This is a genomic window from Pseudomonas rhizozeae (assembly GCF_031583775.1).
GTDB lineage: Bacteria > Pseudomonadota > Gammaproteobacteria > Pseudomonadales > Pseudomonadaceae > Aquipseudomonas.
In genome coordinates this window covers 189,949-213,349 of sequence record NZ_JAVLSB010000059.1, presented here as the reverse complement: position 1 = coordinate 213,349, position 23,401 = coordinate 189,949, and the positions used below count along the sequence as shown (strand labels likewise).

10 protein-coding genes are annotated in these 23,401 nt (G+C 64.1%); 6 read left to right on the top strand and 4 right to left on the bottom strand.

The annotated features are described in order from the left end of the window. Nucleotides 1–97 precede the first annotated feature (97 nt). Nucleotides 98–13,099: a non-ribosomal peptide synthetase gene (locus RG836_RS21300; RefSeq protein ID WP_310849269.1), complete on the bottom strand. Its 13,002-nt coding sequence runs from the start codon at nucleotides 13,097–13,099 to the stop codon at nucleotides 98–100. A 392-nt stretch (nucleotides 13,100–13,491) separates the two neighbouring features. On the opposite strand from RG836_RS21300, the gene RG836_RS21295 reads away from it, so the two are divergent. Continuing rightward, a complete protein-coding gene (locus tag RG836_RS21295) occupies nucleotides 13,492–14,040 on the top strand; it encodes an RNA polymerase factor sigma-70 (protein WP_310849268.1) in 549 nt (182 codons plus the stop codon). A 207-nt stretch (nucleotides 14,041–14,247) separates the two neighbouring features. On the opposite strand, the gene RG836_RS21290 is transcribed toward RG836_RS21295, so the two are convergent. From RG836_RS21290 to RG836_RS21280, 3 genes are all read right to left on the bottom strand, one after another. Continuing rightward, nucleotides 14,248–15,261: a GNAT family N-acetyltransferase gene (locus tag RG836_RS21290; RefSeq protein ID WP_310849266.1), complete on the bottom strand. Its 1,014-nt coding sequence runs from the start codon at nucleotides 15,259–15,261 to the stop codon at nucleotides 14,248–14,250. Nucleotides 15,262–15,351: 90 nt separating this feature from the next. After that, complete coding sequence (locus RG836_RS21285) at nucleotides 15,352–16,113, bottom strand: substrate-binding periplasmic protein (protein ID WP_310849265.1); 762 nt, start codon at nucleotides 16,111–16,113, stop codon at nucleotides 15,352–15,354. 116 nt (nucleotides 16,114–16,229) lie between these two features. Further along, nucleotides 16,230–16,850, bottom strand: coding sequence for a TetR/AcrR family transcriptional regulator (locus RG836_RS21280; RefSeq protein ID WP_310849263.1), 621 nt, complete (start codon nucleotides 16,848–16,850; stop codon nucleotides 16,230–16,232). A 178-nt stretch (nucleotides 16,851–17,028) separates the two neighbouring features. Here RG836_RS21280 and RG836_RS21275 point away from each other — a divergent pair, with 178 nt between their 5' ends. Genes RG836_RS21275 through RG836_RS21255 form a run of 5 tightly spaced genes read left to right on the top strand, consistent with a single transcriptional unit; the run spans nucleotide 17,029 to nucleotide 23,307 of the window. Next, nucleotides 17,029–18,819 (top strand): acyclic terpene utilization AtuA family protein, encoded by a 1,791-nt coding sequence (locus RG836_RS21275; RefSeq protein WP_310849262.1) that lies wholly within the window; start codon nucleotides 17,029–17,031, stop codon nucleotides 18,817–18,819. A gap of 12 nt (nucleotides 18,820–18,831) precedes the next feature. Continuing rightward, nucleotides 18,832–19,716 (top strand): SDR family oxidoreductase, encoded by an 885-nt coding sequence (locus tag RG836_RS21270; RefSeq protein ID WP_310849260.1) that lies wholly within the window; start codon nucleotides 18,832–18,834, stop codon nucleotides 19,714–19,716. Between the two features lie 3 nt (nucleotides 19,717–19,719). Beyond that, entirely contained in the window at nucleotides 19,720–21,336 is a 1,617-nt protein-coding gene (gene atuC, locus RG836_RS21265; protein WP_310849258.1) for a geranyl-CoA carboxylase subunit beta, read from the top strand. A 19-nt stretch (nucleotides 21,337–21,355) separates the two neighbouring features. Next, complete coding sequence (gene atuD / locus RG836_RS21260) at nucleotides 21,356–22,513, top strand: citronellyl-CoA dehydrogenase (protein ID WP_310849257.1); 1,158 nt, start codon at nucleotides 21,356–21,358, stop codon at nucleotides 22,511–22,513. Then, nucleotides 22,510–23,307 carry an enoyl-CoA hydratase/isomerase family protein gene (locus RG836_RS21255; protein WP_310849256.1) on the top strand — a complete coding sequence of 266 codons (798 nt, stop codon included), beginning with the start codon at nucleotides 22,510–22,512 and terminating at the stop codon, nucleotides 23,305–23,307. The genes atuD and RG836_RS21255 overlap by 4 nt, the downstream gene beginning before the upstream one ends. Nucleotides 23,308–23,401: the final 94 nt, after the last annotated feature.

Sequence of the window (23,401 nt, the reverse complement as noted above, 5' to 3'; positions counted from 1 at the left end):
CGCTGCAGACGCCTTCGCGAGGCCCGCTCCCACAGGGATCTTTGGTGTTCACAAGAATGGAGACCCACCACTGGACCCTGTGGGAGCTGGGTGATCTTCAGAAACCCTCCAGCTCAGCCATCAAATCATTCAACCGATCGACCTTGTCCTCGGTCATCTCATTGGCCGCCAGGCCATCGATGTAGGTCGCCAGTTCCGCCACGGTGCTGCACTCGAACATCGCCCGCAGTGGCACGTCCCGTTGCAGGGTTTTCTGCACCCGCGAGGCAATCTGCGTGGCGAGCAACGAATGCCCGCCCAGTTCGAAGAAGTTGTCCTCGACCCCGACCCGCTCGACCTTCAGCACCTCGGCCCAAATATCCACCAGGCTTTGCTCCAGCGGATTGCGCGGTGCCAGGTAAACCTGGCCCTGCAACCGGCCGATTTCCAGGGCTGGCAAGGCATTGCGGTCGAGTTTGCCGTTGGCGTTGTGCGGCAACTGCTCGAGCCACAACCAGTGCAGCGGCACCATGTACTCCGGCAGTTCGGCGCGCAGGCGTTGCTTGATGCGTTCCAGGCGTTCACTCGGGGTCAGCGCGTTGTCGGTGGCAACCAGGTAACCGACCAGGTGCTTGCCGTTGACGCCTTCCTGCACGCCGACCGCGGCATCGCGCACTTCCGGTTGTTCGTGCAGGCGCGCTTCGATTTCGCCGAGTTCGATGCGGTAGCCACGGATTTTTACCTGATGATCGATCCGCCCGACGTATTCCAGCACACCGTCGCTGCGACGCCGGGCCAGGTCGCCGGTGCGGTACAGGCGCGCGCCCGGTGCCCCGAACGGATCCGGCACGAACACCGGCGCGGTGCGCAACGGATCGCTGACGTAGCCGCGACCGACGCCAGTGCCCGCCACACACAATTCGCCGACCGCGCCCAACGGCACCAAGTCCAGCGCGCCGTCGAGCAGATACAACCGGTTGTTGTCGGTAGGCGTGCCGATCGGCAGGTAACTGCCACGGGTGGAGGCCAGGTTGACGCGATAGAACGCCACGTCGTCCGAGCATTCCGCCGGGCCGTAGGCGTTGACCAGACCGATGTCCGGGTAGCGCAACAGCCATTGCTGGGCCAGTTCCGGTGGCATGGCTTCGCCGGTCGGCAGCATCCAGCGCAAGCCGTCGAGGCGCATGCGTTCCTGGGCGAGCATGCCCTGGATCAACGACGGTACGCTCTCCAGCACGGTAATGCCTTGAGCCTGGACATGGGCCAGCAAGCCCTGAGGATCGTGGGCAATGTGATTGGGCACGATGTCGACCCGGGCGCCGAACAACGGCGCGGCGAGGAACTGCCAGACCGAAATATCGAAGCTCTGCGAAGCGGTCTGGGCGATCACGTCGGCGCCGCTCAGCGCCAGGTACGGCACCTTGCTCAACTGGTTGTTGAGCATGCCGCGTTGCTCGACCATCACCCCTTTGGGCAAACCGGTGGACCCCGAGGTGTAGATCACGTAGGCCAGGTGATCCGGGCCGCTGTAAATTCCCGGGTTACGCGATGCGACGGCCTCAGCCTGCACGTCCTCCCAAACCAGCAACTTCGGACGATGAGCGCAGGCGAATTCATCCAGCAGCGCCAGCGCCTGTGCACGACACGCGGCGCTGCACACCAGCAACGGCGTGCGGCTGAGGTCGAGAATCTGCCCCAGGCGCTGGCTCGGCAGGACCGGGTCCAGCGGCAGGTAACCGGCGCCAGCCTTGAAGCTGCCGATGATCATCCCCAGCAGGTCGAGGCTGCGTTCGGCGAGCAACGCCACCGGTTGATCGAGGCCGACGCCCGCGGCAATTAGCGCATGCCCGAGGCGGTTGCTGCGCTGGTTGAGTTCGGCATAGCTGAGTTGGTGATCGAGGCAACTGGCGACGATGCGCTGAGGTTGCTGCGCCACCTGCGCTTCGAACTGCGCCACGTAACTCTGTTCCAGCGGGTAGGCGTGCTCGCTCTGGTTGCAGCCGTGCAGCAGGAAGTCCTGTTCCTCGGCGCCGAGCAACGGCAAGTCGGCCATGTCACCATGGAAGTCCTCGACCAGCGCCAGCAGCAAGCGCTTGAACTCGCCGAGCAAGCGTTCGACGGTGCTGGCGTCGAAATAACGCTGGTCATACGACAGGTGCAGGCCGAGGTCATCGCCCGGATAGCACACGGCGGTCAGCGGGAAGTTGGTGTGGGTGCGGCCGGAATCCGAGGTGGCGTTGAGGCGCTGCGCGCGGTCCAGCACCGAGACTTCTACCGGGGCGTTTTCGAACACGAACAGGCTGTCGAACAACGGCTGGCCCTTGGGCAGTTCGCTTTGTTCCTGGATCGCCACCAGCGGCAGGTATTCGTACTCGCGCAACTGCATGTTGTTATCGAGCAAGCCGCTGAGCCACTGCCGCACGCTGAGCGGCTGGTAGTCCTCGGGCATTTTTACCCGCAACGCGATGCTGTTGATAAACAGGCCGACGGTGCGCTGCATCTGCGGCATGTCCACCGGGCGCCCGGCCACGGTGACGCCGAACAGCACGTCACGGTCGCCGCTCAAGCGTCGCAACACCAGCGCCCACGCCGCTTGGGCGAAGGTGTTGATGGTCAGTTGATGGGCCTGGGCCAGTTCCCGCAACTGCGCGCCGTCGCGGACGTCGAGGCGGGTGTAGCAGTCGCCGACCACCATGCCGCCGCTGTCGCCAGCGTGTTCGCGCAGGAACGGCCGGTCGCTGGGGATCGGCGTGGTGCGTTCGAAACCCTGCAGATTGCTCGCCCACCACTGCCGCGCTTCGCTCAAGCTCTGGCGTTGCAGCCAACTGATGTAGTCGCGGTAGCGCGGCGGCACCGGCAATTGCGCCTCGCGAGCTTCGCCGAGGGCCAGGTAGATCTCGAAGAAATCGTTCATCAGCAACGAGCGGCACCAGGCATCGATGAGGATGTGGTGGTTGCTCATCATGAACCAGTAGCGCGCCGCGCCAACCCGGATCAGTCGCAGGTGAAACGGCGCCTCATTGAGCAGATCGAACCCGGCCTCGCGCTCGCTTTTCAGCAGCGCCTGCAACTTGGGCTCCTGCTCGGCCTCGGCGATGTCGCTCCAGTCCAGGAACTCGATCGGTGTGCGGCCCGGCGCGTGTATAACTTGCAGCATGTCTTCGCCGACGTTCCAACAGAACGACGCGCGCAACGCCTCGTGACGGGCGATGACTGCATGCCAGGCCTGGGCGAAACGCTCCGGGTCCAGCTCGCTGTTGATGCGGTAACGGTCCTGCATGTAATACAGGCCGGTGCCCGGTTCGAGCAGGGTGTGCAGCAGCATCCCTTCCTGCATCGGTGTCAGCGGGTAGACGTCCTCGATCATCTCGGCGGCAATCGGCAAGGCATCCAGTTGCGTCTGGGTCAGGCGCGCCAGCGGGAAGTCCGACGGCGTCAGGCCACCGGCGTCGGCGCTCAGGCAATGGCTGATCAGGCTGTGCAATTCGCTGAGGTAAGCGTCCGCCAGCTCACGGATGGTATCGAGGTCGTGGCGTTCGGCGCTGAAGGTCCAGCGCAGCAGCAGTTCGCCGCCGTACACCTGGCTGTCAACGCTCAGCTCATTGGGCAGCGGCGCGTCCGGGTCGTGGGCTGCGCCGATGGGCTCGTCCAGCGGGCGGAACAGCGCGTCATCAGCGAAGCTCTGGTCGAACTGGCCGAGGTAGTTGAAGGTGATCGCCGCTTGCGGCAGCGCGGCCATCGTCTGCCGGGTGGCGTCATCTGCCAGGTAACGCAGCACGCCATAACCCAGGCCTTTGTGCGGCACTGCGCGCAGTTGCTCCTTGATGGCTTTGATCGAATCGCCCTGGCCAGCGGCTTCCTCGACGTTGTGCGGGGTCAGGCGCAGCGGGTAGGCGCTGGTGAACCAGCCGACGGTGCGGGTCAGGTCGATCTCGTCGAACAAGGCTTCGCGGCCATGCCCTTCCAGTTGAATCAACGCCGAGGTGTCGCCCGTCCAGCGGCACAGAACCCGGGCCAATGCGCTCAGCAACAGATCGTTGACCTGGGTGCGGTAGGCACTCGGCGCCTGTTGCAGCAGTTGTTGGGTGCGCTCGGCATCGAGGCGCACGCTGACCGTTTGCCCGTGGCGATTCTGCCGCCCGCCTTCGGGATGATCGCAAGGCAGCGGCAGGCTCGGCCCGGCCAGGTGCGTTTGCCAGAGCTCGAGTTCTTCGCGCAGGGACTCACTGTTTGCGTAAGCCTGCAAGCGCCCGGCCCAGTCCTTGAACGCGCTGGTTTTCGCCGGCAACTGCACCGTCTCTCCTGCGCTGAGTTGGCGATAGGCGCTTTGCAGATCGTCGAGCAGTACCCGCCACGACACCCCGTCCACCACCAGGTGATGGATGGCGATAAACAGCCGTTGCGCCGCGTCCGGCGCGTCTACCAGCAACACCCGCAGCAGTGGGCCTTGCGCCAGATCGAGGCTGCGCTGGGCATCGGCGAACAGCACGGTGCAATGCTTCAGGCTCGTTACCGCAACCTGCCGCAACAAAGCCACGTCCGAAAGCGGCTGATGCTCGGCGCGCCAGTGCCCGGCGCTGTCGGTAAAGCGCAGGCGCAAGGCGTCGTGCTGTTCGAGCACCGCGCGCAGTGCCTGCTCGAGCAGAGCGGCGTCCAGCGCTTGCGTCGGTTCCAGCAGCAAGGCCTGGTTCCAGTGTTGGCGCTGGGGCATGGCGGTGTCGAAGAACCAATGCTGGATCGGCGTCAGCGCCGAGGCGCCGCTGACCAGGCCTTGCTCGGCGATCACCTGCTCGCTGCGGCTGGCGACGGCGGCCAGGGTCTGCACGGTCTGGTGCTGGAACAGGTCGCGCGGGCTGAAGTGAATGCCCTGCTGCCGCGCGCGGCTGACCACCTGGATCGACAGGATCGAATCGCCGCCCAGTTCGAAGAAGTTGTCGTTGAGCCCGACCCGGGCGACGTTGAGCACCTCGCCCCAGACCTTCGCCAGGCTCTGCTGCAACGGGTCGCTCGGCGCCACGTAGTGTTGGCGGTTGAGTTCCGGGTCCGGCGCCGGCAGCGCACGGCGATCGAGTTTGCCGTTGGCAGTCAGCGGCATGCTCGCCAGCAGGATCAGGTGCGTCGGCACCATGTACTCCGGCAATTGCGATTTCAGGTGCGCCTTGAGCGCTTCGCGCAACTCGGTTTGCTGAGTTTCATCCTGCGCGGCCAGCTCGGTGGCCAGGTAACCGACCAACTGCTTGCCGCTCGGTGAATCCAGCGCCAGCACCACCGTTTCGCGCACGGCGGGGTGTTCGAGCAGACGATTTTCGATCTCGCCGAGTTCGATGCGAAAGCCGCGAATCTTCACTTGGTGGTCGATGCGCCCGAGGTATTCCACCAGGCCATCGGCGCCTTGGCGCACCAGGTCGCCGGTGCGGTACAGGCGCCCGCCTTCGCGGCTGAACGGGTCAGCGACAAAACGCTCGGCGGTCATGCCCGGACGCTGGTGATACCCCTGCGCCAGGCCAGCGCCGCCGACGTACAACTCGCCGCTCGCGCCCTGCGGCACCAGCGCCAGGTCGGCGTCGAGAATGTAGGCGACGCGGGCGCCGACGATGCGCCCGATCGGCACGCTGCCGGCGCCCTCCTCCAACACCTCCGGCGCCAGGCTGGCCAGCGGCATGACCACGGTTTCGGTCGGGCCATAGGCGTTGAAAAACAGCGCCGGCCGGAACGCCGCGCGAATCCGCTGCAAGTGCTCACCAGTCAGCGCCTCGCCGCCAGTGATGCACATGCGCACCGGCAAGGTTTCACCCTGGGTCGCCAGCCATTGCGCCAATTGGCTGCCATAGCTTGGGGTAAAACCGAGGATGCTGACACGATGGTCGCGGATCAGCCCGCAGATGTCCTCGGCGTCCCATTGGCCCTGGGCGCGCAACACCACGTGGCCGCCACTGAGCAGCGGCACCAGCAGGCGCTCGGTGGCGGCGTCGAAGTTGATCGAATAAAAGTGCAGTTCGCAGTCGTCGGGGCGCATGCCGAAACGCTCGATCACCGCTTGGCAGTGCATGGCGATTTCGCCGTGGCTGACCACCACGCCTTTCGGCTTGCCGGTGGAACCGGAGGTGTAGATCAGATAGGCCTGATGCTGCGGCAAGGTGATCAGCGGCAGCTCAGTGGCCGGGTAATCCAGCAGGTGCTCGGCGTCTTCTTCCAGGCACCAGCGGCCGACGGTTGGCGGCAGTTCGCCGAGTGCGGCGAACATCGCCGCGTCGCTCAGCAGCAGGCCAACGCCGCTGTCTTCGATCATGTAGTGCAAGCGGTCCAGCGGGTATTCCGGGTCCAGCGGCACGTAGGCGCCGCCGGCCTTGAGGATCGCCAGCAGGCCCACCACCATCTCCAGCGAACGCGGCAGCGCCAGGCCAACCCGCACTTGCGGCCCGACGCCCCGCTCACGGAGCATCCAGGCCAGGCGATTGGCGCGGCTGTCGAGTTCGGTGTAGCTCAGGGTGTGCCCGGCGAAGGTCAGGGCCGGCGCGTCCTGGCGCAGCAAGGCTTGCTCGCCGAACAACTGCTGGATGGACTGATCGAGGCGGTGCTCCCCCGGCTCAGCGCCGAGGCTGTCGAACAGCGCTTGTTGCTCGCTGGCTTCGAGCAGCGGCAGTTCGCTGAGGCGTTGTTGCGGATCGGCCAGCAAGGCCTCCAGCAGATTGCGCCAATGCCCGGCCATGCGCGCGATGCGCGGTTCGTCGAACAGATCGGTGCTGTACGTCAGGCAGCAGCCGAGGCGATGGTCGAGGTCGGTGACTTCCAGGTTCAGGTCGAACTTGGTCGCCCGCGCATCGTTGGCCAAGTAGTCGACGGTCATCCCGGCCAGGGTGCGGCTCTGCTGGAATTCCCAGCGCTGCACGTTGCACATCACCTGGAACAATGGGTTGTAGGCGGCGCTGCGCGGTGGTTGCAAGGCTTCCACCAAGTGGTCGAAGGGCAAGTCCTGATGCGACTGGCCTTCGATCACGGTGTGGCGCACCTGCTCGAACAACTGGCCGACGGTCATCTGCCCGTCAACTTGGCAACGCAACACCTGAGTGTTGAGGAACGCGCCGATCAGCCCTTCGCTTTCCGGACGAATGCGGTTGGCCACCGGGGCGCCGATGCGTAAATCAGTCTGGCCGCTGTAGCGGTAGAGCAAGGTCGCCAGCGCGGCGGTCATGGTCATGAACAGCGTCAGGCCGTTCTGCGCATTAAAGGCGCGGACTCGCGCGGCGAGCTCGTCGCTGAGGTCGAAGCGGAACAGTTCGCCCTGATGGCTTTGCACCGCCGGACGCGGCCGATCGGACGGCAACTCCAGCAACGGATGTTCGCGGCCCAGTTGCGTGGTCCAGTAATCGAGCTGACGCTGGCGTTCGCCGGCCTCCAGCCATTGGCGCTGCCACACGCTGTAATCGAGGTATTGCACCGGCAGCGGCGCCAGTGGCGATTCGCGGTCATCGACGAACGCTTCGTAGAGCGCGCTCAGTTCCCGGGCGAAGATGTCCATCGCCCAGCCTTCGGTGACGATGTGGTGCAGGGTCAGCACGAAGTAGTGCTCCTGCGCGGCGGTCTTGACCATGCAGGCGCGCAGCAACGGCCCGGTTTCCAGGTCGAACGGCGTGTGGGCTTCGGCGTCCGCCAGGTGCTGCACCTGCTGCTCGCGTTCCGCAGCCGCCAGCGCGGTGAAGTCGCGCCATTGCAGGCGCACGCCGCTGTCGGCATGCACCTGTTGCCGGGCCACGCCATCGACGCTCGGGAAGGTGGTGCGCAACGTTTCGTGACGGCTGATCAATGCCTGCAACGCCGCTTCAAAACGCGCCACATCGAGCACCCCGCGCAAGCGCGCCATGCCGCCGACGTTGTAAGCCGGGCTATCCGGCTCCATTTGCCAGAGGAACCACATGCGTTGTTGCGAGTAGGACAACGGCACCGGCTGATCCCGGTCAACCCTGGCAATCGGTGGCTGTTGGTTGATCTGGCCGCTGGCCTGAATCAAGCGCACCTGCTCGGCAAACGCGCCGAGTTCGCTGTGCTCGAACAGCGTGCGCAGCGGTAACTCCACGTCGCAGGCCTGACGGCTGCGGGAGATGATTTGCGTAGCCAGCAGCGAGTGACCGCCGAGGGCGAAGAAATCGTCGCGCAGGCCGATTTGTTTGAGACCCAGCACTTCGCGCCAGATCGCCGCGAGCTGCTGTTGCAGGGCGCTGACCGGTTCGACGTGCTCGCGGATTTGCCATTGCGGTTCCGGCAAGGCGCGGCGGTCGAGTTTGCCGCTGGGGCTCAGGGGCATTTGTGCCAGACGCATAAGGTGCGCCGGGACCATGTACTCCGGCAACTCAGCCGCCAATGCACTGCGCAGGGTCGCGCTTTGTGTCGCCTCATCTTGCCCATCGACGCTGGTGTAGTAGCCGATCAATTGCGCTCCGGCGCTGCTGCCGCGCACCAGCACCACGGCTTGCGCCACGCCGTCCTGGGCCAGCAACCGGGCTTCGATTTCCTGGGGTTCGACGCGGAAGCCGCGCAACTTGACCTGCTGATCGAGCCGCCCGAGGTATTCGAGCACCCCATCGGTGCTCCAGCGCACGCGGTCACCGGTGCGGTACAAACGCGCGCCCGCCTCGCTCAAGGGATCGACCACGAAGCGCTCGGCGGTCAGCGCCGGCCGGCCGAGGTAACCCCGGGCCAGGCCCGCGCCGCTGATGCACAACTCGCCGGGCACACCGACCGGCAGTGGATTGAGGTCGGCGTCGAGCACCCGGCAAACCACGTTGGCCAACGGCCGGCCAATCGGCGAACGCTCGCCGTCCGCAGCGCTGCACTGCCAATGGGTGACGTTGATCGCGGTTTCGGTCGGGCCGTAGCGGTTGTGCAGTTGCACCGCCGGCAGGTGTTCCAGGACGCGGTTGCGCAACTCGGCCGGCAGGGCTTCACCACCGGAAAACAGTCGGCGCAGGCTGGCGCAGTCGGCGCTCAACGGCTCGTCGATGAACACCGCCAGCAGCGGCGGCACAAAGTGCAGCGTGGTCACGCCGTAGGCCTGGATCAGTTGCGCGATGCGCCGGGGGTCGCGGTGTTCGCCGGGGCCAGCGAGCAGCAAACGCGCACCGCTGATCAGCGGCCAGAAGCATTCCCAGACCGAGACGTCGAAACTGATCGGCGCCTTTTGCATCAGCACGTCGCTGTCGTCCAGGCGATAAGTGTCCTGCATCCATTGCAGGCGTTCGGCCAGCGCGCCATGGGTGTTGCCGACGCCTTTCGGTTGCCCGGTGGAGCCCGAGGTGTAAATCACGTAGGCCAGGTTTTCGCCGTGCAAATGCAGACCCGGCGCGTGGCTCGGCCAGTTCTCCAGGTGCAGGGTGTCCATGGCGATCACGCAGACGCCGTCATTGGCAGGCAAACGCTCGAGCAACGGAGTTTGCGTCAGCAGCAATTCGGCGCCGCTGTCGCTGAGCATATAGGCCAGGCGTTCGGCGGGATAATCCGGATCGAGCGGCACATAGGCGCCACCGGCCTTAATGATCGCCAGTACGCCAATCAACAGTTGCGGCGAACGCTCGGCGGCGATCGCCACGCACACGTCCGGGCCGACGCCTTTGTCGCGCAGGTAATGCGCCAGGCGATTAGCCTGGGCGTGCAGCTCGGCGAAATTCAACTGACCGCCGTCCCAGATCAGGGCAACGTGTTGCGGGGTCAGCCGCGCCTGCTCGTTGAGTTGTTCTGGCAGCCACTGCTGCGCCGCCGGCGCCGGGGCCACGCTCCATTGCGCCTGCTGTTGCAGCTCAGGGGTGGTGAGCAGTTGCAGATCACCGACAGCTCGGTGCGGCTGGGCGCAGGCGTCGCGCAGCAGGTTGACGAAATGCTCGGCCAGGCGCCCGACGGTGGCGGCATCGAACAGTTCGTCGGCATAGTCGAACGACAGGCTCAAGCGGCCGTTGCGGTCTTCTTCACTGTGCAGTTGCAGATCGAACTTGGCTTCGCGGCTGTGCCACGGCAGTTCTTCGGCGAGCAGCCCGGGCAAGCGTTTCAGCGCGCTGAGGTCCCGTTGCTGGTGGTTGAACATGACTTGAAACAAGCCTTGCTCGCGAGCCTGCGGCAGGGCTTCCAGCAGTTGTTCGAACGGCAGGTCCTGATGGGCTTGCGCGCCCAGCGCGGCCTCGCGGGTTTGCAGCAGCAGTTCGCTGAACGGCGAGCGCGAATCGATTTGCGCGCGCAGCACTTGGGTGTTGATAAAAAAGCCGATCAGACCTTGGGTGTCGAGGCGCGGACGGTTGGCGTTAGGCACGCCGACGCGGATATCACACTGGCCGCTGTAGCGATGCAGCAAGGCCTGGAACGCGGTCAGCAGTAGCATGAACGTGGTGGCGTCGTGGGCTTGCGCGGTTTGGCGGATGGCGGTGCTGAAACTCGCGTCCAGGCGTAGGCTGTGGCGCGCGGCGCTGTGTCGTTGTTGCGCCGAACGCGGGTGATCGGTGGCCAGGCTAAGGGACGGATGCTCGTCGCCGAGCTGGTGTTTCCAGTAGGCCAGTTGCCGTTCGCCTTCGCCCTGGGCCAGCCATTGCCGTTGCCAACTGGCGTAATCGGCGTATTGGGTTGGCAGTGCTGGCAGCTCCAGGCTCTGGCCTTGGGAAGTTGCGGCGTACAGGCGCGAGAATTCGTCGAGCAGGACCGTCAGCGACCAGCCGTCGGCGATGATGTGGTGCAGGGTCACCAGCAACTGGTGGTCTTCGTCGTCGAGGCGCAGCAGTGTGACCTGCAGCAACGGGCCGTTTTCCAGATCGAACCGGGTGTGAGCCTGCTCCTCGCGAATCTGCGCCGCGCGGGCGTCCCGTTCGGTGGCGGGCAAGTCGCTGAGGTCGATGACCTGCAGCGTGAATGGATCGGCCGCCAGCACCTGTTGCAGGGCCATGCCGTCGCGCTCGAAGAACCGCGTGCGCAGTGCTTCGTGGCGTTCGATCAACTGCTGGAAACTGGCGCGCAAGGCGTCCTGGTCCAGCTCGCCGCGCAAACGCAACGCGCCGGGAATGTTGTAGGCGCTGCTCTGCGGGTCGAGTTGCCAGGTGATCCACAAACGGTTTTGCGCCAGGGATTGCGGCAACGCTTGCTGGCGCGACAGTGGGCTGATGGCGCCTTGGCCGAGGCCATCGTCCTGTTGCTGCCGGGCCACCGCCGCAGCGAATGCGCCGAGGGTCGGGGCTTCGAACAGCAGGCGCAGGTTCAGCGCCAGGCCGAGGGTGTCGCGCAAACGGGCGACCACTTGAGTGGCAGCGATCGAGTTGCCGCCGAGCAGGAAGAAGTGCTCGTCGGCGTTGATCTGCGGACGGCCCAATTGCTCACACCAGATCGCGGCGATCTGCTGTTGCAGTTCACCGTCGATGACCATGGCAGTGGAGGCTGGCGCTTCAGGGTGGCTGGCGTCAAATACCGCGTAGCTGTCGAGGCTGCCCTCCGCCAGGCGCGCGCGGCAGGCCGAACGTTGCAGCTTGCCGCTGGAGGTTTTCGGCAGCGCGCCGGGATTGAGCAGCACCACTACGCTCGGTGCTTGCTGGCAGGCTTCGGCCACCGCTTGGCGAATGGCGTTTATCAGGGTTTCTGGAGCGAGGATTTTCTGCACGCTACGGCTGATCTCTGCCGCGATGCCGATGCCTTCCTGGCCATCGACGTTGACCGCAAATGCGGCGACCCGGCCCTTACGCACCACGTCCACTTCACGCTCGATGGTTTGCTCGATGTCCTGCGGATAGAGGTTGTGACCACGGACGATCAGCAGGTCTTTCAGGCGCCCGGTGATGAACAATTCGCCGTCGCGGAGGAAACCCAGGTCACCGGTGCGCAACCAGGTGCGGCCGGCATGTTGGACGAAGGTCTCGGCGCTGGCCTCGGGATTGCGCCAGTAGCCGTGGGCGATGCTCGGCCCGGCGGCCCAGAGTTCGCCGATCTGGTTGTCGGGCAGTTCCGCCAGGCTGGCGGGGTCGACAATCAATATCGCGTGCTCTGGCTGGCTGATGCCGCAACTCATGATCGCCGCGCCCTCGCCTGCCTCGGCGCGGTTTTGCGCCAGCGCCGCGTTGTCGATGCGCACATGGCCGATGCCTTGGCCACGGGCGGTGCCGGCGACGAACAGGGTCGCCTCGGCCAAACCGTAAGAGGCCATGAAGCTGTCAGGGCTGAAGCCACACGCGGCGAACATGTCGGCGAATTGTTCCAGGCTGTCGAGGCGGATCGGCTCCGAGCCCGAATAAGCCACGCGCCAGCCACTGAGGTCGAGCCGCGCCAGCGCGGAGTCGCTGACCCGTTCGCTGCACAAGCGGTAGGCGAAATCCGGCCCGCCACTGATGGTGCCACCGTATTCGCTGATTGCTTCCAGCCAGCGCAACGGCCGCGCGAGGAAGTACGCCGGTGACATCAACACGCAAGGCACGCCGCTGAAAATCGGTTGCAGCAGGCCGCCGATCAACCCCATGTCGTGATAAAGCGGCAGCCAACTGACGATCACGTCGTCGGGGTTCAGGTCGATGCCGAAGCCGTGGCGGATCAGCAGTTCATTGGCCACCAGGTTACCGTGGCTGACTTGCACGCCCTTGGGCAGCGCGGTGGAGCCGGAGGTGTATTGCAGGAAGGCCAAGTCATCGGCCTGCAGGTCCACCGCTTGCCAGTGCTGGGCGAGCGCGGGGTCGAGGGTATCGACGCACAGCAGCGGCGGCGCTTGTTCAATCTGCGACAGGGCGTCGCGCAAGTGCGCGCTGGTCAACAGCAGACGCGGTTCGGCGTCGGCGATGATCGACAGCAGGCGCTCCTGATGGTGACGACGGGCGGACTCCGGCGGATAGGCCGGCACCGCGATCACCCCGGCGTACAAACAACCGAAGAACGCCGCGACGTAATCCGCGCCGCTGGGGAACAACAGCACCGCGCGATCGCCGAAGGCTGCCTCACTCTGCAGCGCTGCGGCAATGGTGCGGGCGCGCTGATCGAGGTCGCGATAACTCAGGACGATGGCCTGCTCTGGGGTGTCGGCGAGAAAACGCAGGGCTACCCGGTCCGGCGTCAGGGCCGCGCGGCGCTGAAGGGCTTGGACCAGTGTGCTGGGGAGTTCGAACGCGTCGATCATGAGGTTTCCTGCCTGAATTCGGCTTGCAAGTGGAATCGGTCGAGTACTGCGCACGCCGCTTCGGGGCATGCAGGACGTGGTCTTTGGCCGACCGCGCAAGGCATTGGGAACGTGGTGTCAGCGGGGGCGTTGCCCGCAACCATTCACCAATGAGAACGGATGGGATCTTGAAATAATTAGTCATTAACCTCGCCAGTCAGCGGGGCCGGGGCGCGTGCGGATCGGCGCCGTGCTGCGTCAGCGTGCCGCAGTTCTCAGTCTGCACCTTCGTGAATCATTAATTCTCTTTCTCAATTGACAATCATTATCATTCAACCTAATTTGTCGCTCGATGTGTAGGCCGACTCGCCCCTGTCCGTCGCCTACTAACTTTTTGCAGCAAGGTGGTTTCCATGACGGAACAACTGTCCACAAGCAGGTGCGATTCACCCTTACTTCAAGCGTTCGTCGACAACCGCCTGATCCTGGTGAAGATTGCCGCGCGAATCACGGGTTGCCGCTCCCGTGCTGAAGACGTGGTGCAAGACGCTTACTTTCGGCTGCAATCGGCGCCGCAGATCACCTCTTCCATCAAGGCTCAGCTCAGTTACCTGTTCCAGATCGTGCGCAACCTGGCGATCGATCACTACCGCAAGCAGGCCCTGGAGCAGAAGTATTCCGGCACTGAAGAGGAAGGGTTGAACGTGGTGATTCACGGTGCGTCGCCGGAAACGTCACACATCAATTTCTCCACCCTGGAGAACATTGCCGATGCCCTGACCGAACTGCCGAGCCGCACCCGCTACGCGTTCGAGATGTATCGCTTGCACGGCGTGCCACAGAAGGACATCGCCAAGGAACTGGGGGTGTCGCCGACCCTGGTCAACTTCATGATTCGCGACGCGCTGGTGCATTGCCGCAAGGTCTCGGGGACGCGCAGCGATACGTTTGCCCGGCGCTGAGGAAATTTGCTGTGGTGACGGGCTTATCTGTGGCGAGGGAGCTTGCTCCCGCTGGGCTGCGAAGCGGCCCCAAAAATTTGCCGGCACAGGCAATTTTTGTGAGTGCTTCGCACTCAAGCGGGAGCAAGCTCCCTCGCCACAAAAGCTTGTCAGCAGGATCATTTTTTAAGAGCCTGCTCACCCCACAGGCCTGGTCACTGGAGTGAATCAAGCCAAACTGCACCGCTCAAAAAATCGCTCACGCCCCACCATCACCAACGCCGCGCGCTTGTGCGGGAAGTCGAATTCTTTCTCGTGATGGAAACCCTGTCCCTGCATGTAGCCGATCATCTTCGCGTTGTCGGCGCGGGGCTCGGCCACCACCCTTTGAGTGCGCGGGTCGTCGAGGAATAGGTAGTGCACCAACGCCGATAACCAGCTCGCCACTTTATGCGGGCCGCGATGGTTTTCCTCACCCACCAGCATGTGAATGCCACGGTCGTAATCGCCGGCGTCATAGAACGGCGCCAGGCGATCTTCCTTGACCCAATAGGCTTCGAAATAGGCAAACGGCTGATCGTCGAAACACCCAATCAACGTCACGGTGTGCGGGTCGGCCGCGAGTTTTTCCAGGTACGCGCGATGCTGTTCGAGGCTGCCCTGCTCCTGCCAGAAGCTGGCGACCCGCGGGTTGTTCTGCCAGCGATTGAAACGCGGCAGATCTCGCTCCACATCCACCGTGCGCAGCGATACCCAGGCTCCCAACCGCGCGTCGAAGCGCCGATACACTTCGCCCTGTGGTTTCGGCGCCCGCAGCGGATGGCGTTTGCCGCCGCTCATCACCAGTTGCTGTGGATAATGGCCACTGCCCGTGTGTGCCAGCCACGGCTGCGGCAATTGCCAGAACAGCGTGCGCTCGCAGCGAAACTGGCCGGCCACCTCGCTGCGCAGCAACAAACCGCTGAGCAACACCTCGGTCGGCACCTCGGCCAACTGCAAGGTCAGGCGTTGGCAGTCCGGATCACGGGCAAACAGCCAATAACATCCGGCCCACAGCCCCTGGGCCAACGCACCGCTGGCGTGCTCGAGCACTTGCAGCGGCGCATCGTGCTCACGACTCAGTTGCAAGTGGATCAGCGGCTGACCGTCGAGGCTCACGCTCACGCGGTTTTCGCTTTCATCGGCGTGCAGGCAGCGCCCAAAGGGCAATGCGAGGGTGCTCAGGTCATTCGGAAGGGACATGGGTCGGGGCTCACGTAATCGTCGACAGTTCAACGATGTGACGTGAGCCGAGCGCGGAAATTTAGGCGCGGCCAGCAATCAGTGGATGTATCAGGGCTTGGGCACAGGCACCAGGCTGATTTTGTACGGATCGAAAATCTTCAGCAGCTCGCCATTGTCGCGCAGGCCCTGCAGCAGTTTGCCGAACGCTTCGCCGCTGATGGGTGCGGCCGGGCGGATGATTGCGTAGTGGTGGTAGACCTGATCGATACGCTCGGACACCAGCAATTGGTCGCCGACTTTTTCGTTGCGCAGCAAGTAATCGCTCAGATACGAACGCGTGACCAACGCGATGTCGGCGCGGCCGCGCAGCACCATCAGCAGGTTGCTGTCGTGGGAATAGGTGAGCGTGGCGTTGTAGTTTTTCGCCAGGTATTTCGGTTCGGCGTTGAAGTTGGCGAATTCGTAGTGGTAGCCGCTGAACAAGGCCAGGCGCTTGCCCTTGAGGTCGGCGAAATAGGTCTGGTCACGATCCGGCTGGTGTTGGGCGACGAAGATCTCTGCATCTTCCAGGCCCATATCGACGCTGGTATTAGGGATGTCTTCCCAGCCCCAATTGGGGTTTTCGAAAATCGCCATGTCGACCCGGCCCTGCTTGAAGTCGCCAAAGCGCCGGGGAATCGAAGTGGGGACCAGGACAAATTGATAGTCCTGCTGCGAGCGGTTCAGCGCCTCGACCAATTGCGGCAGCAATCCGGTGTCGGCGCCCGATTCGGGGCGCACGGTGTACGGCGGAAAATGCGCCGCCCCGACCCGCACCAGTTGCGCCGCAGACACCTCAGGAACGATCAGCCCGACCAAGGCCGCAAGCATTGCTCGCGATGCCATCCGGATTGGCGAAAACCTCAAGACCACTCACTCCCCGATAAAGACACGCTGCAATCCATTCAAGCTAGGCGGTTTCGCGCACTTCGCCACTTTTGTGCCGGTTATTCTTCCAACACCAGAATCAACGCCTCTTCGGCCAACTGATCGAGGTTCATGCTGCCGTCCGGACGGAACCAGGTCGTGGTCCACGAAAGCGCCCCGGTGAGAAAGCGCCGGGTCACGAACACATCCCCGCGAATATAGCCTTCGGCCTTGGCCTCGCCCAGTACCTGCAGCCACAGATCTTCATAAATATCGCGCAGGGCCAGCACTTGCGCCTGGCCCTCATCGGACAGCGAGCGCCATTCGTAGACCAGCACCGCCATCGCCTCGCCGCTGCCACCCATGATCGACTGCAACTCACAACGGATCAGCGCCAGCACCCGCTCGCGCACATTGGTCGCCTCGGCCAACGCCGCGTGCATCAGCGCAGTGTTGTAGCGAATGGTTTCTTCCATCACGGCGCGGAGGATTTCGTCCTTGCTCTTGAAGTGATGAAAAATGCTCCCCGACTGAATCCCCACCGCGCCAGCCAGGTCGCGCACGGTAGTGCGCTCAAAACCTTTGTTGCGGAACAGGTGAGCCGCGGTTTGCAGCAATTTGCCACGGGCGCTGTCCGGGTCGGTCAATTGGCCGCTGTCGACCAGATCGCGCATCACCCCAAGGGCTTTTTGCTCGTCCACCCGTTCTCTCCTACAGTCGTTCGATCAAGGCGCAAACGCCGGATCAAAGCGGCGTGATTGCGCGGGCAATTTAAGCCGGCCAGCACAACCAAGCAAGCGCTTGGCCATAGATAAGTTTAGACGTTTACAAACCAAGCGCTTGCTTGGTAGTCTCGACGCACTTCTGTCGGAGGTGACAATGCCTGAATCCATTCGCATCGGTTGCGCCAGCGCGTTCTGGGGCGACACCTCGACCGCCGCCGCGCAACTGGTCCACGGCGGCCGCCTGGACTACCTGGTGTTCGACTATTTGGCCGAGATCACGATGTCGATCATGGCCGGCGCGCGGATGAAAGATCCGCAGGCCGGCTACGCCACGGACTTCATCGACGTGCTCGTGCCGCTGCTGCCGCAACTGGCCGAACAGCAGATCCGCGTGATCAGCAACGCCGGCGGCATCAACCCGCAGGCCTGTGCCGCCGCGCTGCAAGCGGCGTGCGACAAGTCTGGCGTCAACCTGAAGATCGCCGTGCTGCTGGGCGACGACCTGCAACCGCAGTTCAAGCATCTGGCCAGCCAAGGCCTGCGGGAAATGTTCAACGGCGCGCCACTGCCGCCCATGTGCGTGTCGACCAACGCCTACCTCGGCGCACCGGGCATTGTCGAAGCGCTGAAGCTGGGCGCCGATATTGTGATCACTGGCCGCGTGGTCGACAGCGCCGTGGTCAGCGCGGCGCTGGTGCATGAGTTCGGCTGGTCGTGGCAGGACTACGACAAACTGGCGCAAGCGGCGCTGGCCGGGCACTTGATCGAGTGCGGCGCGCAATGCACCGGCGGTAACTTCACCGATTGGCGCGACGTGCCGGACTACGAGCACATCGGCTTCCCGATCGTCGAGGTGAGCCCCGACGGCCAGTTCACCGTCAGCAAACCGGAAGGCTCGGGGGGATTGGTCACGCCGCTGAGCGTCGGCGAACAATTGCTCTACGAAATCGGCGACCCGCAAGGCTATCTGCTGCCCGACGTGGTCTGTGATTTCAGCCAGGTGAAGTTGCTGCAGCAAGGCAAACACAGTGTGCAGGTCCACGGCGCGAAAGGTTTGCCGACCACCGACCAGTACAAGGTCAGCGCCACCTACCCCGACGGCTTTCGCTGCACCGCCAGTTGCCTGATCGCCGGCATCGATGCGGTGGCCAAGGCGCAGCGGGTCAGCCAGGCGATCATCACCAAGACCTCGGAGATGTTCAGCCAACGGGGCTGGCCGCCCTACACCGAAGTCAATATCGAACTGCTCGGCAGCGAAGCCACCTACGGCGCCCACGGCCAGCGCCAGGACAGCCGTGAAGTGGTGATCAAACTCGCCGTGCGGCACCCGAGCAAACAGGCGCTGATCCTGTTCTCCCGGGAAATCGCCCAGGCCGCCACCGGCATGGCGCCAGGCTTGACCGGGATCGTCGGCGGGCGGCCAACGGTGTATCCGCTGATCCGCCTGTTCTCGTTTCTGATCGACAAATCGGCTTGCCATTTAGAGGTCGACTTCAGCGGCGCGCGCCATCCTTGCGCCCTGCCCGAGGTCGATCAACTCGACCCGGCGGACCTGCCCATCGTCCACCCATTGCCCAAGCCCCAGGGCCGCGCCGACGCCAGTGTCGCGCTGATCAAACTGGCTGTAGCGCGCTCCGGCGACAAGGGCAATCACAGCAATATCGGGGTCATGGCCCGCGAGCCGGAGTACCTGCCGTGGATCGCCGAAGCGCTGACGCCCGAGGTGGTGGTCGACTGGATGAGCCATGTGCTCGACCCGATCCATGGCCGTGTCGAACGCTGGTATTTGCCCGGCACGCACAGTTTGAATTTCCTCTTGGAGAACGCCCTTGGCGGTGGCGGCATTGCCAGTCTGCGCATCGACCCGCAGGGCAAGGCGTTCGCCCAGCAGTTGCTCGAGATCCAGATTCCGGTGCCGCAAAGCATCGCTGACCAGGTCAACTAAAGGAGCGTCACCGTGGCCTTCGATTCGATTTTCAGAGCCGGCCTGTTTGCCGGCCAGACGCACATCGTCACTGGCGGCGGCAGTGGCATCGGCCGTTGCACCGCCCACGAACTGGCGGCCCTCGGCGCCCATGTCGTGCTGGTGGGACGCAAGGCCGAGAAGCTGCAAAAAGTCGCCGCCGAAATCCATGAGGACGGCGGCCGCGCCAGTTGGCAGGCCTGCGACATTCGTGATGAAGAGGCAGTCAAGGCCCTGGTCACTGAGCTGATCCGCACCCACGGGTCAATTCACGGCCTGGTTAACAATGCCGGCGGCCAGTACCCGGCACCGCTGGCGTCGATCAATCAAAAGGGGTTCGAAACCGTGCTGCGCACCAACCTGGTGGGCGGTTTCCTGATGGCCCGGGAAGTGTTCAACCAATCGATGAGCAAACACGGCGGCAGCATCGTCAACATGCTCGCCGACATGTGGGGCGGCATGCCCGGCATGGGCCACTCCGGCGCGGCGCGTGCGGGCATGGACAACTTCACCAAGACCGCCGCGTTCGAGTGGGGTTACGCCGGGGTGCGGGTCAACGCGGTGGCGCCGGGCTGGATCGCCTCCAGCGGCATGGACACCTACGAAGGCGCGTTCAAAGCGGTGATCCCGACCTTGCGCGAGCACGTGCCGCTCAAGCGCATCGGCACCGAGTCGGAGGTCAGCGCGGCGATCGTCTTCCTGCTGAGCCCCGCCGCTTCCTTCATCAGCGGCAGCACCCTGCGCATCGATGGCGCCGCCAGCCTCGGCAACCGCGCCTGGCCGCTGCACAAGGCGTCGCACAGCGAATCGTTCAATGGCTTTCACCGGGCCTATCTGCCGGATGTGCTCAAGCCTGCCGATCCCAAGGGTGAGGAATAAACCATGCCGGTGATTCAATCGCAGCTCGACCCGCACAGTGCGCAATTCGCCCAGAACCGCGAGGTGATGCTGGCCGGCATCGCGCACCTGCGCCAGCTCGAACAGAACCTGCTGAACAAAGCTGCCGAAGCCCAGGCCAAGTTTGACAAGCGCGGGCAACTGCTGCCGCGCCAGCGCCTGAACCTGCTGCTCGACCCCGGAGCGCCGTTCCTCGAACTGGCGAGCCTGGCCGGCTACAAACTGCACGACGACAAGGACGGCAGCGCCGCTGGCGGCGGCTTGATCGCCGGGATTGGCTATGTGTCCGGCGTACGGGTGCTGGTGATAGCCAATAACAGCGCGATCAAGGGCGGGACCATTTCCCCTAGTGGTTTGAAGAAATCCCTGCGCCTGCAACAGATCGCCCTGGAAAACAAACTGCCGGTGATCACCCTGGCCGAAAGCGGCGGCGCCAACCTCAATTACGCGGCGGAGATTTTCGTCGAAGGCGCGCGCAGCTTTGCCAATCAAGCGCGGATGTCGGCCATGGGCTTGCCGCAGATCACCGTGGTGCACGGTTCCGCCACTGCCGGCGGTGCTTACCAGCCGGGGCTCTCGGATTACGTGGTGGTGGTGCGCGGCAAGGCCAAGCTGTTTCTCGCGGGCCCGCCGTTGCTGAAAGCCGCCACCGGGGAAATCGCCACGGATGAACAACTGGGCGGCGCCGAGATGCACGCGCAAGTCGCCGGCACCGCCGAGTACCTGGCGGAGAACGACGCCGATGGCCTGCGCCTGGTGCGCGAGATTGTCAGCCTGTTGCCGTGGAATGCGCGTCTGCCGCTGTCCCCCGCGCCTGCTTTTGAAGAGCCGCTGCACCCGATCGAAGAACTGCTGGGGCTGATTCCCGATGACCCGAAAAAGCCCTACGACGTGCGCGAAATCGTCGCGCGCATCGCCGACGGTTCGCGCTTTCTCGAGTTCAAGGGCGAGTTCGACCAGCAGACCATTTGCGGCCATTTGCAGATCCAGGGCCGGCCTTGCGGCTTGATCGGCAACAACGGTCCGATCACCCCGCAAGGCGCGGCCAAAGCGGCGCAATTCATTCAATTGTGTGACCAGAGCCAGACGCCGCTGCTGTTTTTCCACAACACCACGGGCTTCATGGTCGGCACCGAATCCGAGCAGCAAGGCGTGATCAAGCACGGCGCGAAAATGATTCAAGCGGTGGCCAATGCCCGGGTGCCGAAGCTGACGCTGGTGGTTGGCGGTTCCTACGGCGCGGGCAACTATGCGATGTGCGGGCGGGGCCTCGATCCGCGTTTCATCTTCGCCTGGCCCAATAGCCGCACGGCGGTGATGGGCGGCGCCCAGGCCGGCAAAGTGCTGCGCATCGTCACCGAAGCCAAGCAGTTGAAGGACGGCCTGGTGCCCGACCCGAAGATGCTCGACATGCTGGAACAGGTCACCGCGCAGAAACTCGACAGCCAGTCCACCGCGTTATACGGCAGCGCCAACCTATGGGACGACGGCCTGATCGACCCACGGGATACCCGCACCTTGCTCGGCTATTTGCTCGGCATCTGCCACGAGGCTGAAATCCGCCCGTTGCAGGCCAACAGTTTCGGCGTCGCGCGTTTTTGATCTGAGGAGAACAACAACAATGATCATCACCCAGGAACACCAGGCCCTACGCCGCACCGTCCGGCAATTTGTCGACAGCGAGATCAATCCGCACGTCGACGAATGGGAAAAGGCTGGACGCTTTCCGATCCATGACGTCTTCCGCAAGGCCGGCGAGCTTGGCTTGTTGGGGATTTCCAAGCCTGAACAGTTTGGCGGCATGGGTCTGGACTACAGCTATTCGATCGTCGCCGCCGAGGAGTTCGGCACCATCCATTGCGGCGGGATTCCGATGTCGATCGGGGTGCAGACCGACATGTGCACCCCGGCCCTCGCCCGCTTCGGCTCCGATGAATTGCGCGAAGAATTCCTCCGGCCGGCCATCAGCGGCGAGCAGGTCGGTTGCATCGGCGTCTCGGAAGTCGGCGCCGGCTCCGACGTTGCCGGGCTGAAGACCACGGCGCGCAAGGACGGCGACGATTACGTGATCAATGGCAGCAAGATGTGGATCACCAACTCGCCGAGCGCGGATTTCATCTGCCTGCTGGCCAATACCTCGGACGACAAGCCGCACATCAACAAGTCGCTGATCATGGTGCCGATGAACACGCCGGGCATCAGCCTCAGCGCGCACCTCGACAAACTCGGCATGCGCAGTTCGGAAACCGCCCAAGTGTTTTTCGACGACGTGCGCGTGCCGCAGCGCAACCGCATCGGCCACGAAGGCGCGGGCTTCATGATGCAGATGCTGCAGTTCCAGGAGGAGCGGCTGTTCGGCGCGGCCAACATGCTCAAAGGCCTGGAATATTGCGTCGACAGCACCGTTGAGTACTGCAAGCAACGCCAGACCTTTGGCAGCCCGCTGATCGACAACCAGGTCATCCACTTTCGCCTGGCGGAGTTGCAAACCGAAATCGAATGCCTGCGTGCGCTGGTCTATCAGGCCACCGAGCAGTACATCAAGGGCCAGGACGTCACGCGGCTGGCGTCAATGGCCAAACTCAAGGCCGGGCGCCTTGGCCGGGAAGTCAGCGACAGTTGCCTGCAATATTGGGGCGGCATGGGGTTCATGTGGGACAACCCGGTGGCCCGCGCTTACCGCGATGTGCGGCTGGTGTCGATTGGCGGCGGCGCCGACGAAATCATGCTGGGGATCATCTGCAAACTGATGGGCATCCTGCCGGGGAAAAAGAAATGAACACCCTACCTGCCTGCGAGACGCTGCTGCTCGAACTGCACAACGGCGTGCTGCACATCACTCTGAATCGCTCCGACAGCCGCAACGCCATGAGCTTGCAGATGGTCGCCGAACTGCGCGCGGTGTTCGCCGCCGTGCAGGGCGACCGCCATGTGCGGGCGATTGTGCTGGGCGGTGCCGGGGGCCACTTCTGTGCCGGCGCCGACCTCAAGGACATGGTCAACGCGCGCGCCCGTGGCCCCTCGGCTTACCGCGACCTGAACCGTGCATTCGGCGCCCTGCTCGAAGCGGTGCAACATGCGCCGCAAGTGGTGATCACCGTGTTGCAGGGCGCGGTGCTCGGTGGCGGGTTTGGCCTGGCCTGCGTCAGCGACATCGCCCTCACTGACCATCAGGCGCAATTCGGCCTGCCGGAAACCAGCCTCGGCCTGCTGCCGGCGCAAATCGCGCCGTTCGTGGTGCAGCGCATCGGCCTGACCCAGACCCGCCGCCTGGCCTTGACTGCCGCGCGTTTCGACGGCCAGGAGGCCCAGCGACTGGGGCTGGTGCATTTCGTTGAGCAGGATGCCCAGGCCCTGGCCGAGCGCCTCGACGAAGTGCTGGCGCAGGTGCTGTGTTGCGCGCCGGAAGCCAATGCCGTGACCAAACGACTGCTGCTCGACAGCGCCCCGCCGCTGCCGGCAGGTTTGCTCGATGAAGCCGCCAACCTGTTCAGCAAAGCGGTGGCCGGCGCGGAAGGGATCGAAGGGACCCTGGCGTTCATGCAGAAACGCAAACCGGGGTGGGCCACCTAAAAGCTTCGCGAGCAGGCTCGCTCCCACAAGGGCTTCGTGAGCGCCGAAATCCAGTGTGGGAGCGAGCCTGCTCGCGAATAAGCCCTGACTTTCA